Origin of the sequence: Mesorhizobium sp. J428 (genome assembly GCF_024699925.1) — a bacterium.
In the GTDB taxonomy this organism is placed as follows: Bacteria; Pseudomonadota; Alphaproteobacteria; order Rhizobiales; family Rhizobiaceae; genus Mesorhizobium_A.
In genome coordinates this window covers 3,946,509-3,959,521 of record NZ_JAJOMX010000001.1, presented here as the reverse complement: position 1 = coordinate 3,959,521, position 13,013 = coordinate 3,946,509, and the positions used below count along the sequence as shown (strand labels likewise).

Sequence of the window (13,013 nt, the reverse complement as noted above, 5' to 3'; positions counted from 1 at the left end):
CTTGGCCGCATTCGCGGCGACAGCGTCTTATGGCGCGATGTCACAAAGCGGTCACGAGACGGCTCCGCGGACGTCGCCCTCCGCCTCCTCGCCCCTAGAACCCCTTCTTCAAACTCCCCAGCACCCCACGCACGATCGCCCGCCCGACCGACGACCCTACCGAGCGGACGACCGATTTGATCGCGGCTTCCGTCACCGACTGGCGGTTCGACGTGCGCGGGCGCGGTGCGGAGGAGGTGCGGCCGCGCGGCTGGGAGTAGCCGCCTCCGTCGCCGCCGCCGAAATCCGGCAGCGTCCAGCGCGACCTTCCCTGCGGCTCGGCCAGTTCCTCCTGCTCGCGCGCCTTCGCCTCGGCGTCCTGCGCTTGGCTTGCGCGCTTCTGCAGGATCTCGAAGGCGGATTCGCGGTCGATCGTCTCGTCGTACTGTCCGGCGACCGGGCTGTCGGTCATCACCTTCTTGCGCTCCTCGGGCGAGATCGGGCCGAGACGCGAGGCGGGCGGGCGGATCAGCGTCCGCTGCACCATGGACGGAATGCCCTTCTCCTCCAGCGTCGAGACCAGCGCCTCGCCGGTGCCGAGTTGGGTGATCGCCTGGGCGCAGTCGAAGTCAGGGTTCGGCCGGAACGTGTCGGCGGCCGTCTTCACCGCCTTCTGCTCGCGCGGCGTATAAGCGCGGAGAGCGTGCTGGATGCGATTGCCGAGCTGCGCCAGCACAGTCTCCGGCACGTCGAGCGGGTTCTGCGTCACGAAATAGACGCCGACGCCTTTCGAGCGGATCAGGCGCACCACCTGCTCGACGCGCTCGACCAGCGCCTTGGGCGCGTCGTTGAACAAAAGATGCGCCTCGTCAAAGAAGAAGACGAGCTTCGGCTTGTCCGGGTCGCCCACCTCGGGCAGTTCCTCGAACAGCTCCGACATCAGCCATAGCAGGAAGGTCGCGTAGAGGCGCGGATTGTTCATCAGCTTGTCGGCGGCCAGCACGTTGATCGCGCCGCGCCCGTCCGGCGTCTTGCGCATCAGGTCGGCGATTTTCAGCGCCGGCTCGCCGAAGAAGTTCGCCGCGCCCTGCTGTTCGAGCACGAGAAGATTGCGCTGGATGGCGCCGACCGACTGCCGGGTGACGTTGCCGTAGCGCGCGCCGATCTCGGCAGCCCGCTCCGCCATGTTGGCCAGCATTGCCTGCAGGTCCTTGAGGTCGAGCAAAAGCATGCCTTCCTCGTCGGCAAGCTTGAAGGCGATGTTGACAACGCCTTCCTGCGCATCGGTCAGGTTCATCAGCCGCGACAGAAGCAGCGGCCCCATCTCGGACACGGTCGCGCGGATCGGGTGGCCCTGCTCGCCGAACAGGTCCCAGAAGATCACCGGGAACTCCTGGAAATCATACGGGTCGAGCTTCACGTCGGCGGCGCGCTTGACGAGGAAGTCCTTCGCCTCGCCCATCGCCGCGACGCCGGAGAGGTCGCCCTTGATGTCGGCCGCGAACACCGGCACGCCCGCATTGGAAAATCCTTCGGCCAGGATCTGCAGCGTCACCGTCTTGCCGGTGCCGGTCGCGCCGGTGACGATGCCGTGCCGGTTGCCGTATTTCAGCAGCAGGTCTTCCGCCTTCTGATACTCGTTGGCAGGTGTGCGGCTCGCTCCAAGGAAGATCTTCTGATCCTGCTTCTCCCACATCGGGTCTTTTCTCCGCAGTGCGAATTCTGATCTCGGCGCGGCGGCGTCGCCACGATCGCCCGGTATAATAACCGCCTGTCTGCCCCACAATGGCTGTGCGGCGAATTTGCCGAAAGGATGGTTGCATAAGGCCGGCTGTTCCGCATATCTGCTGGCGCATCAGCGGGGGAGCGCGATCGTGACTTTTACATTGCGGCGGCTTCCCCCTGCCCCTACCCTTCGGTGGGAAGGGGACGCAGGAAGATCGCCGGAGAGTTCATGGACGAATCGCTTCTGACGACCACGACGTTCCCGAAGGCCGGCCGTGAGGAATGGCTGAAGCTGGCCCGCAAGGCGATCGGCGAGGCCGATTTCGACGACGCGCTCGTCTCGTCCACCGACGACGGGATCCGCATCGAGCCGCTGTCGGAGCGCCGCGCCGGGGCCGCTCATGTCGTGCGCGCCCAGGTCGAGCGTCCCTGGCAGGTGATCCAGCGCGTCGACGACCCCGATCCGGCCCGCGCCAACGCGCAGGTGCGCGAGGATCTCGCTGGCGGCGCGACCGGGCTTTCCCTCGTCTTCGAAGGCGCCCCCAACGCGTTCGGCTACGGCCTGCCGGCAACCGGCGAGGCCTTGACCCAGGCGCTCGACGGCGTCTCCTTCGCCGAGACGCATGTCCGCATCGACGTCCATCCGGCCAGCCGCGCTGCCGTCGACTGGCTGGTGCATGCCATCGTCTCCAAGCGCCGGGACCTGTCGCGGCTCAAGCTCGCCTTCGGCATCGATCCCGCGGCATTGTTCGCCGGCACGGGACGGCTGCGCATGTCGATCGAGGCGATGCGGGCGTCGCTGCCGCAGTCGCTCGCCCACTTCTTCGCGCTCGGCGTGCCGGGCGTGCTGGTCGAGGCCGACGGCCGCGTCTACCACAATGCCGGCGCCACCGAGGCGCAGGAGCTGGGTGCGGCGCTCGCTACCGCGGCCGCGCATCTGCGCATGTTCGAGGACGCGCGCCAGCCGCTCGTCTACGCCGCCCCGCATGTCGGCTTCGTGCTTTCCGCTGATCAGGACCAGCTCCTCGTCACGGCGAAGTTCCGCGCCCTGCGCAAACTGTGGCTGCGCCTGCAGGAGGTCTGCGGCATCGACCCCTCGCCGGCTGTCATCCACGCCGAGACGTCCTACCGGATGATGACGCACAAGGACCCCGAGACCAACATCCTGCGCACCACCATCGCCTGTTTCGCGGCGGTCGCGGGCGGGGCCGATTCCGTCTCGATCCTGCCCTACACCATCGCGCACGGCCTGCCGGACGCCTTTGCCCGCCGCATCGCGCGCAACACGCAGCTCGTCCTGGCCGACGAAAGCCATGTCGGCTTCGTCGCCGACCCGATGGCCGGCTCCGGCAGCGTCGAGGCGCTCACCGATGCGCTTTGCGCGGCCGCCTGGCGCGAATTCCAGGCGATCGAAGCCGACGGCGGCATCATGGAGAGCCTCGCCGCCGGCAAGCTCCAGGCCCGCATCGGCGCGGAGGCCGCAAAGCGCCGCGCGGCGGTGGCTGAGGGCAAGCGCCCGATCGTCGGCACCACTCTTTATCCGATGGCGAAAGAGCGGCCGGTGACTGTGCTCGCGGCCGAACGGCGGACCGTTGTGAAGGACGGCCCCCTGAGCTGCGAGCCCCTGCCGCCGCATCGCCTCGACCAGTTCGCGGAGCCCGCCCGATGATCCCTGATTTCTCGACCGTCAACTGGAGCGCCCCGAAGACGCAGGCGCCGACCGCGGCGGCCTCCGTCTGGGACACGCCCGAAGGCATCGCTGTCAAGCGGCATTACGGCGAGGCGGATCTCGCCGGCCTGCCCTTCCTCGACAACATGCCCGGCACTGCGCCCTATCTGCGCGGCCCCTACCCCACCATGTATGTCCAGCAGCCCTGGACCATCCGGCAATATGCCGGTTTCTCGACGGCCGAGGAATCCAACGCCTTCTACCGCCGCAACCTCGCGTCCGGCCAGAAGGGCCTCTCCATCGCCTTCGACCTCGCCACCCACCGCGGTTACGACAGCGACCATCCGCGCGTCGCCGGCGACGTCGGCATGGCAGGCGTGGCTATCGATTCCATCCTCGACATGCGCCAGCTCTTCGACGGCATCCCGCTCGACCAGATGACCGTGTCAATGACCATGAACGGCGCCGTGCTGCCGATCATGGCGCTCTACATCATCGCGGGCGAGGAACAGGGTGTGCCGCCGGCCAAGCTCGCCGGGACCATCCAGAACGACATCTTGAAGGAGTTCATGGTCCGCAACACCTACATCTACCCGCCGAAGCCGTCGATGCGGATCATTTCCGACATCTTCTCCTATACGTCGCGGGAGATGCCGAAGTTCAACTCGATCTCGATCTCGGGCTACCACATCCAGGAGGCCGGGGCGACGGTCGACCTCGAGCTCGCCTACACCATCGCCGATGGCATCGAGTACGCGCGCGCCGGCGTCGCGGCCGGCCTCGACATCGACAATTTCGCGCCGCGCCTCTCCTTCTTCTGGAACGCCGGCATGAACTTCTACATGGAAGTCGCCAAGCAGCGTGCCGGCCGGCTCATCTGGGCCGCGCTGATGCAGAAGAACTTCTCGCCGAAGAGCGCCAGGTCGCTGGCGCTGCGCGCCCACACCCAGACCTCGGGCTGGTCGCTCACCGCGCAGGACCCCTACAACAACATCGTGCGCACGATGATCGAGGCGATGGCCGCGACCCAGGGCGGCACCCAGTCGCTGCACACCAACTCCTTCGACGAGGCGTTGGCGCTGCCCACCGACCACTCGGCCCGGATCGCCCGCAACACGCAGATCCTGCTGCAGAAGGAATCCGGCACCACGCGCGTCATCGATCCGTGGGGCGGCTCGGCCTTCATCGAGCGCCTTACCCACGACCTCGCCACGCGTGCGCTCGCCCATATCGAAGAAGTCGAGAGCCTCGGCGGCATGGCGGCGGCCATCGAGGCCGGCATCCCCAAGATGCGCATCGAGGAGGCCTCGGCCCGCACCCAGGCCCGCATCGACAGCCAGGAACAGGCGCTGGTCGGCGTCAACGTCCACAAGCCCGAGCAGGACATCGAGGTCGACGTGCTCAAGGTCGACAATGCCGAGGTCCGCGCCCGCCAGCTCGCCAAGCTGCAGCAGCTCAAGGGCACCCGCGACGTTACCGCCGTCGAGACTGCGCTCGACGCACTGACCACGGCCGCGCACGGCGACGGCAACCTGCTCGAATTCTGCATCCGCGCCGCCCGCGCCGGCGCCACCGTCGGGGAAATGTCCTTCGCGATGGAAAAGGTGTTCGGCCGCCACGCGGCAGAAGTGAAGACCATCTCCGGCGTCTACCGCAAGGCGGTCGGCGACCTGCCCGTGGTCGACATCGTCCATGACAAGGTCGAGGCCTTCAAGGCCAAGCACGGCTCAGCCCCGCGTATCCTCGTCGCCAAGATGGGCCAGGACGGCCACGACCGCGGCCAGAAGGTCATCGCCACCGCCTTCATCGACCTCGGCTTCGACGTCACCGTCGGCGCCATGTTCCAGACGCCGGAGGAAGTGGCAAAACTCGCCATCGACCACGACGTCCACATCGTCGGCGCCTCCTCGCTCGCCGCCGGCCACCTGACGCTGGTCCCCGAACTCAAGCAGGCGCTGGACCGCGCCGGCCGCTCCGACATCATGATCATCGCCGGCGGCGTCATCCCGCCCGACGACTTCGATGCCGTTCTCAAGGCCGGCGCCGCCGCCATCTTCCCGCCCGGCACGGTGATCCCGGAGGCGGCGAACGACCTGATGGACCGGTTGATGGCGGGGTAGTCAGAGTTACAACAAGCGTTGCAACTCATGGGCAACTATGTTGTAATGAATGTTGCAACATTCGAGATTGTTATGAACACCGTCATTCGCAAGATCGGAAATTCCGAAGGCGTCATCCTTCCCAAGGAAGTGCTCCAGAACCTTAATCTCAAAGCAGGTGACTCGGTCGTCATCTCTGAGAACAAGGGCGAAATCGTTCTCAAGAAGGCGGGCGACGAATTCGAGGAGCAGATGGCGGCGGCGCGGGAGATCATGGACCGCTACAAGGTGGCACTCCAGAAGCTCGCGGAATGAGCTGGAGGTTTCCGAGCCGACAGGTCGTTGAAGCTCTTCACGCAGAACAGTTGCGCCGCCACGGCGGCGCGCAGGGCTTGCGCGATGACAATGCCCTGGAATCGGCACTCCACCGCGCCGAGAACAAGGCCGCGTATGGCACACCGGACATCTTCGAGTTGGCTGCCGCCTATGCATTCGGACTCGCCCGTAATCACGCGTTTGTCGACGGCAACAAACGAACGGCGATTGTCACCGCAATGCTGTTTCTCGCACTGAACGGCTATCGTATGACCGCCGACGACGGGCGGGTCTATCTGTTCACGATGGCGCTTGCGGCCGGCGAGATCGATGAGGGCGGGGCGGCGGCGTTCTTTCGTGATCACGCGTTAAAGCTCGACTGAACGGCTTCGCATGGGGCCAAATTGAAATCGCTCCTCCAGCGCTCTATAAGCCGGACCGATGGAAACCATAGCCAGCGCCCAGCAAGCCGTCATTCCACTGTCGGCGCGCAAGCCTCACACCGGACGGGCCGCGCCCTTCCTGCCCATGAGCCGTGCCGAAATGACGGCGCTCGGCTGGGACGAATGCGACGTCGTGCTCGTCACCGGCGACGCCTATGTCGACCATCCGAGCTTCGGCATGGCGATCATCGGCCGCCTGCTCGAATCCCAGGGCCTGCGCGTCGGCATCATCTCGCAGCCCGACTGGCAGTCGGCGGAACCGTTCAAGGCGCTGGGCAGGCCGCGCCTGTTCTTCGGCGTCACCGGCGGCAACCTCGATTCCATGGTCAACCGCTACACGTCCGACCGGAAGATCCGCAGCGACGACGCCTATACGGCCGGCGGGGAGGGCGGGAAGAGGCCGGATCGCTGCACCATCGTCTACACGCAGCGCTGCCGCGAGGCCTACAAGGACGTGCCGATCGTGCTCGGCGGCATCGAGGCGTCGCTGCGCCGCATCGCGCATTACGACTTCTGGTCGGACAAGGTGCGCCGCTCGATCCTGGCCGACGCCAAGGCCGACCTGCTGATCTACGGCAATGCCGAGCGCGCCGTGGTCGAGGTGGCGAACCGGCTGGCCGCAGGCGAGACCGTGCGGGATCTGGACAGCGTCCGGGGCGTCGCCCTGTTCCGCCGCGTGCCGGAAGGCTTCACCGAACTCCACGCCGACGACATCGATTCCGCCGACGAGGGCGCCACCCGCACCAAGGGCGACACGGTGATCCGTCTGCCGTCGTTCGAGCAGGTCGAGACCGACAAGGATGCCTATGCGCGCGCCTCGCGCGTGCTGCACCGCGAGGCCAATCCTGGCAATGCGCGCCCGCTCGTCCAGCGCCATGGCGATCGCGACCTCTGGCTTAATCCGCCGCCGATCCCGCTGACCTCCGACGAGATGGACGCGGTCTACGACCTTCCTTATGCCCGCGCCCCGCACCCGTCCTATGGCGACGCCAAGATACCCGCCTGGGACATGATCAAGTTCTCGGTGACGATCATGCGCGGCTGCTTCGGCGGCTGCACCTTCTGCTCGATCACCGAGCACGAAGGCCGCATCATCCAGAACCGCTCGGAGAAATCGATCCTGCAGGAGATCGAAAAGATCCGCGACAAGACGCCGGGCTTCACCGGCGTCATCTCCGACATCGGCGGGCCGACCGCCAACATGTACCGAATGGCCTGCAAGGACCCGAAGATCGAGGCCGCCTGCCGGCTGCCGTCCTGCGTCTTCCCCGACATCTGCCCCAATCTCAACACCTCGCATGACGATCTGATCAGCCTCTATCGCAAGGTGCGCGAGACGAAGGGCGTCAAGAAGGTGATGGTGGCATCCGGCGTGCGCTACGACCTCGCCGTCAAGAGCCCGGAATATGTCAAGGAACTGGTGACCCATCACGTCGGCGGCTACCTCAAGATCGCGCCCGAGCACACCGAGCGCGGGCCGCTCGACAAGATGATGAAGCCCGGCATCGGCACCTATGACAAGTTCAAGGAAATGTTCGACGCCGCTGCGAAGGAAGCAGGCAAGCAGTATTACCTGATCCCCTATTTCATCGCGGCGCATCCGGGCACGACCGACGAGGACATGATGCACCTCGCGCTGTGGCTGAAGAAGAACCGTTACCGGGCCGACCAGGTGCAGACCTTCCTGCCTTCCCCGATGGCGACAGCAACCGCGATGTACCACACCGGCGTCAACACGCTGAAGGGCGTGCGTCGCGGCGGCACAGACAAGGTCGAGACCGTTCGCGGCGCCAAGCAGCGGCGTTTGCACAAGGCCTTCCTGCGCTATCACGACCCGGACAACTGGCCGCTGCTGCGCGATGCCTTGAAGGAGATGGGCCGCGCCGACCTGATCGGCCCGCGCCCGGACCAGCTCGTGCCGAACTTCCAGCCGGCCGGAACCGGCAAGGCCGCCGGCGTCAAACGTCCCACGCGCCACAACGGCCGCGGCCAGAAGTTCACGACCAAGGGCGTCCAGATGTTCAAGAAGTAGCCGGCGCGTCCGGCGTCGGCGCGGCCTCCCGCTGCATCACGGCGGCGAAGAAGCCGTCGGTGTCGTGCCGCGAAGGGGTCAGCGCCAGATACTCCGGATGCGCCGAGTTCTTCACCTGCGGCGCGACCTCATCGAGCGGCACCGCCTTGAAGCCCGGATGCGCCTCCAGGAACGCCGCCACCTGGTCCTCGTTCTCCTGCGGCAGCATCGAGCAGGTCGCATAGACCAGCCGGCCGCCGGGCTTCACCAGCCGCGCCGCACTTGCCAGGATGCGGCCCTGCATGTCCACCAGTGCATCGAGGCCCTTCTCCTCCGGCGAGCGCCAGCGTGCGTCCGGATTGCGCCGCCATGTGCCGGTGCCGCTGCACGGCGCGTCCACCAGCACGCGATCGAAGCCGCCTTTATGGCGCTTGACCCACTTGTCCGTCTCGCTCGCCAGCAGCCGCGTCTGGATATTGTGCAGCCCCGCGCGGCGAAACCGTTCCGCGCCGCGCTTCAGACGGCCTTCGCTGACATCGCAGGCAATCACATGGCCCCTGTTGTCCATCTGTGCGGCGATGGCGAGCGTCTTGCCGCCGGCCCCGGCGCAGAAGTCGACCACGCGCTCGCCAGGCTTCGCTTCGACCAGCAGAGCGACGAGCTGCGAGCCCTCGTCCTGGATCTCGACCTCGCCGCTCTTCAGCATCGGCAGCCGTGCCAGCGACAGCCGCTCGTCGACACGGATGCCGAAAGGAGCCAAGGCAGACGCCTCCGCCTTCACGCCGAACCCCTTGAGCGCCCGAAGCATGTCGTCCCGCGTGGCCTTGACCGGATTGACGCGCAGGTCGAGCGGGGCCGCCGTCAGCATTGCCGCCATCTCGCCCGCAAAGGCCTCGCCGAACCGCGCTCGCAGCGCATCGGCCGCCCAGTCCGGACATTCGAGCCGCACCTCCTCCGGCATGGCCGGATGGTCGATCGCGTGGCCCTCCAGCTTCGCCAGCAGCGCCTGCTCGCGCTCGCTCAGCACGGCCGGCGAGAACTTCGCCCCATTGAACAGGTTCTTCACCTGATCGACCGTCCTCCCCTCCTTCAGCGCGAGCCAGGCGATCAGCCGGTTGCGGGGCACATCCTCGCGGCCTTGGCCCTCCAGCCACCAGCCCAGCCGCGCATGATGCCTGAGCAGCGAATAGACGGTCTGAAGGATCAGGCCGCGATCGCGGTCGTCGATATAGCGTCGGGTCCTGAACCAGGCCGAGACGACGGCATCGACGGGACGCGCGACGTGGTCGATTTCTTGCACAAGTTCGAGCGTTGCTTGCAGGCGGACGGAAGGGTTCACGGAAGGGCATTCAGGCTGGAAAACGCCCTTATAGGCGACAGAGCCGCCCCTGACCATCGAGACAATGCGCTCCCGGCGGCTCGAAGGCGTGGAAGAATCGACCGCGCCGTCATCCGGGCGACCGCATGTCAGCTGGGACCCATTGCCCACGGAATCCTGGCGCAGGAGCAAGGTCGACTGGAGAGAAGAATGGATTCCGGGTCGCCTTTAGCCGCCGGGATGACCGCCGCTGGCTAGGGCTGAGGCGCGGGAGACGTAGAGGACAGTCCCACCACTTCCCACTCCTTGCCCGCCACCGTCACCACGTCGCCGACGCGCTTGCCGAACAACGCGCGTGCCATCGGCGAAACGTGGCTGATGGTGCCTTGTGCCGCATCCGCCTCGTCCTCGCCGACGATCCGCCATGTGCGGCGCTTGCCGTCCTCGCCTTCCAGCACCACCGTCATGCCGAAGCGCACCACCTGCGAGTCCGCCTCCGGCTCCGACAGTTCGGCCGTCTCGCGGCGGGACGTCCAGTAGCGCAGGTCGCGCAGGATGGTGGCGACGGCGACACGCTCCTGCGACTTCTCGGCCTGGGACAGCTCGTCGCGCAGCCGCCCCATCTCCGCCTCGATCTGCCGCAGTCCCTCGCCCGTCACGAGATTGCGCTCGGCGCTGACCGGCCGCTCGCCGATCATCGCGATCGCCTCGGTGTCGTCGTCTTCCTTGGTGAATGCCCTGCTCATGACAGGCAAGCTACCGCCTCGGCAGCGGACGGACAATGGCCCTCGCCTGCCGCCCCCTCACCCGGCCTCCGCTCCGCTCGGCCACCCTCTCCCCGAGGGGAGAGGAAGGCAATCCGACGTTCCTGGCAATCTCCACTCAAGATGGCGGAGACGACAGCAAACCTCCTCTCCCCTCGGGGAGAGGTCCACCGAGCGGAGCGGAGCTGGGGTGAGGGGGGAGCGCCTTGGCACACCCCATGCAAGAAGATACGTTCCACCGGGAGACCCGTGCCAATGCTGGACAGACGCAGCTTCCTCGCCGCCTCGGCCGGCTTCGCCTTGCCCGCGGTCGCCTCCAGCCTGTTGGCAGGACCGGCGGGCGCCGCCATGCGCGGCGCGATCGATGCCGGCGAGTTCGGCGTGCATCCCAGCAGCTTTGATGACCAGAGCCGCGCCTTCTCGGCGATGCTGGACAAGGCGTCGGACGAGGACGCCGCGATCTTCCTGCCGCCCGGCCAATATATTATCGCCAAAATCACCCTGCCGCGCCGCGTGCGGCTGTCCGGCGTGCCGGGCGCGACGCGGCTCGTTCATGCCGGCGACGGCCACATGCTGGCCACCGAAGGCGCCGACCATATTGAGCTCTCCGGCCTCGTCATCGATGGCGCCAACCGCTGGCTCGGCGATACCGCTCAGGGTCTCGTCGACGCGCGCGGCGTCGCTGCCTTCGTCCTCGACAACTGCCGCGTCATCGGCTCGTCGAAGAACGGGCTGGCGCTGGAGCGCGTCTCCGGCCGCATCGAACGCAGCGAGATTTCCAATGTGGCCGACGCCGGCATCTGGAGCGTCGAGGCGGGCCGCCTGCAGATCACCGGCAACACGGTCGCGGACTGCGGCAATGGCGGCATCCTCGTCCACCGCTGGCAGCCGGCGGAAGACGGCACGATCGTCACCGGCAACCGGGTGGAGCGCATCATGGCGCGGGCCGGCGGCACCGGCCAGAACGGCAACGGCATCAACGTCTTCCGCGCCGGCAACGTCATCGTCTCCGGCAACCAGATCGCCGATTGCGCCTTCTCCGCCATCCGCTCCAATTCCGGCGGCAACGTCCAGATCAGCGGCAATACCTGCCGGCGTTCCGGCGAGACGGCAATCTATGCCGAATTCGCCTTCGAGGGCGCGGTGATCGCCAACAACATCGTCGACGGCGGCGCCAACGGCATCTCGGTCGTCAACTTCAACGAGGGCGGGCGGCTTGCCACCGTCACCGGCAACCTGGTGCGCAACCTGTCGCAGACCGGCCCCTACACCGCCGATGCGCCCGGCTTCGGCGTCGGCATCTCGGTCGAGGCCGACACCTCGGTCACCGGCAATGTCATCGAGAATGCTCCACTCTACGGCATGAACATCGGTTGGGGCCCGTTCATGCGCAACGTGGTGGCCACCGGCAACGTCATCCGCAACGCGGGCGAAGGCATCGCCGTCTCGGTGGTCGAAGGCACGGGCTCCGCGGTCATTTCGGACAACATCATCGACGGTGCCCTGCGCGGCGCCATCATTGGCCATCGCTGGTCCGAACCCGCGACCAAGGACCTTGCCGTCGAGCCGTCGGACCTGCCGAGGCTGACGATCGAGCGCAACCGGGTCAGTTGAACTGACTGGGTCAGCAAAGCCGACCGGGTCAGCAAAGCCGACCGGGTCAGCTGACCGGCAGCCCCCTCACCTCGCCGACCTCGATCCCGTTCCAGTTGGTCAGCTTCACCGAGGCCATCCCGGCATAGCGGGCCGCCAGCGCCTCGTCGTCACGCAGCAGGTGCGCCAGCAGCGCCGCCACCGCCGCCTCCGCCCCGCGCCCGGTGCCGTCGTCGATCTTCAGCGCGAAGCCGAGGCCGAGCTCCGGAATGGCGCCACAATAGACGCCCTCAGCGCCCACCTTGGTGAATACCCTGCCCTTGCCGGCCTCCATCATGGCCGTATCCGCCCGGCCGGTGCCAGCGACGTAGAACGGCTCGGCCATGCAGGCCTCGAACAGCCGCCGCGCCGCGCTTGCGCGCCCAACCGACAGCCCCTCGCCGGTCGCGAGCTTCGCGAAACCGGTCGCAAGGTTGGTCAGCGGCACGGCATAGGTCGGGATCGAGCAGCCATCGGTGCCGGAATTGTCCTCGCGATGCGCTGCCCCCGTCACCTCCTCCATCGTCGCCGCGATCAGCCGCTGGTAGTCATGGCCGATCTTCACATAGCCCCTGTGGTTCAGCCCGATGTGGCGGCAGCCGCACAGGAAGCCCGAATGCTTGCCCGAGCAGTTGTTGTGCAGGGCGCTCGCCACCTCGCCCGAACGCGCCAGCCGGATCGTCGCCTCCTGGCTTGTCGGCCAGTGCGCGCCGCATTCCAGCGCTTCCGGCGCGAGCCCCGCCTTGGCCAGGACCGCGCGAGCAAGTGCGGCATGCTCCGGCTCGCCGCTGTGCGAGGCGCAGGCCAGCGCCAGTTCCTTGGCGCCGAGGCCGAACGCATCCGCCGCCCCGCTCTCGACCAGCGGCAGCGCCTGCATCACCTTCACCGCGGAGCGCGGGAACACCGGTCGCGCGATGTCGCCGCGCGACAGGACCAGCGCGCCCGAGGCATCGGCCACCGCGATCGAGCCCTCGTGGCGGCTTTCTACCTTGCCGCCGCGCAGCACCTCGACAAGAACCGGGTTCGTCATCGTTTCACCATCTTGCCCACCCCATTTC

10 protein-coding genes are annotated in these 13,013 nt (G+C 67.1%); 6 read left to right on the top strand and 4 right to left on the bottom strand.

All coding sequences use genetic code 11. From position 1 onward, the window contains the following. Positions 1–94: 94 nt before the first annotated feature. A complete protein-coding gene (locus LRS09_RS19835) occupies positions 95–1,675 on the bottom strand; it encodes a helicase HerA-like C-terminal domain-containing protein (protein WP_257808596.1) in 1,581 nt (526 codons plus the stop codon). Positions 1,676–1,933: 258 nt separating this feature from the next. Between LRS09_RS19835 and LRS09_RS19830 the strand changes: the two genes are divergently transcribed. From LRS09_RS19830 to LRS09_RS19810, 5 genes are all read left to right on the top strand, one after another. After that, positions 1,934–3,373: a methylmalonyl-CoA mutase family protein gene (locus tag LRS09_RS19830; RefSeq protein ID WP_257808595.1), complete on the top strand. Its 1,440-nt coding sequence runs from the start codon at positions 1,934–1,936 to the stop codon at positions 3,371–3,373. Further along, positions 3,370–5,493, top strand: a complete 2,124-nt coding sequence (scpA, locus tag LRS09_RS19825) for a methylmalonyl-CoA mutase (RefSeq protein WP_257808594.1) — start codon at positions 3,370–3,372, stop codon at positions 5,491–5,493. Before LRS09_RS19830 ends, scpA begins: the two co-directional genes overlap by 4 nt. A gap of 72 nt (positions 5,494–5,565) precedes the next feature. After that, a complete protein-coding gene (locus LRS09_RS19820) occupies positions 5,566–5,787 on the top strand; it encodes an AbrB/MazE/SpoVT family DNA-binding domain-containing protein (RefSeq protein WP_257808593.1) in 222 nt (73 codons plus the stop codon). Next, positions 5,784–6,170, top strand: a complete 387-nt coding sequence (locus LRS09_RS19815) for a type II toxin-antitoxin system death-on-curing family toxin (protein ID WP_257808592.1) — start codon at positions 5,784–5,786, stop codon at positions 6,168–6,170. The genes LRS09_RS19820 and LRS09_RS19815 overlap by 4 nt, the downstream gene beginning before the upstream one ends. 58 nt (positions 6,171–6,228) lie before the next feature. After that, entirely contained in the window at positions 6,229–8,262 is a 2,034-nt protein-coding gene (locus LRS09_RS19810) for a YgiQ family radical SAM protein (RefSeq protein ID WP_257808591.1), read from the top strand. Here LRS09_RS19810 and LRS09_RS19805 read toward each other — a convergent pair. Both LRS09_RS19805 and greA read right to left on the bottom strand, forming a co-directional pair. Continuing rightward, complete coding sequence (locus tag LRS09_RS19805; RefSeq protein WP_257808590.1) at positions 8,252–9,580, bottom strand: RsmB/NOP family class I SAM-dependent RNA methyltransferase; 1,329 nt, start codon at positions 9,578–9,580, stop codon at positions 8,252–8,254. The genes LRS09_RS19810 and LRS09_RS19805 overlap by 11 nt on opposite strands. Before the next feature lie 233 nt (positions 9,581–9,813). Beyond that, complete coding sequence (gene greA / locus LRS09_RS19800; RefSeq protein ID WP_257808589.1) at positions 9,814–10,305, bottom strand: transcription elongation factor GreA; 492 nt, start codon at positions 10,303–10,305, stop codon at positions 9,814–9,816. A gap of 273 nt (positions 10,306–10,578) precedes the next feature. On the opposite strand from greA, the gene LRS09_RS19795 reads away from it, so the two are divergent. Beyond that, entirely contained in the window at positions 10,579–11,937 is a 1,359-nt protein-coding gene (locus LRS09_RS19795) for a TIGR03808 family TAT-translocated repetitive protein (protein WP_257808588.1), read from the top strand. Positions 11,938–11,983: 46 nt separating this feature from the next. On the opposite strand, the gene LRS09_RS19790 is transcribed toward LRS09_RS19795, so the two are convergent. Continuing rightward, on the bottom strand, positions 11,984–12,985 hold the full coding sequence (locus LRS09_RS19790; protein WP_257808587.1) for an asparaginase: 1,002 nt from the start codon (positions 12,983–12,985) through the stop codon (positions 11,984–11,986). Positions 12,986–13,013 lie beyond the last annotated feature (28 nt).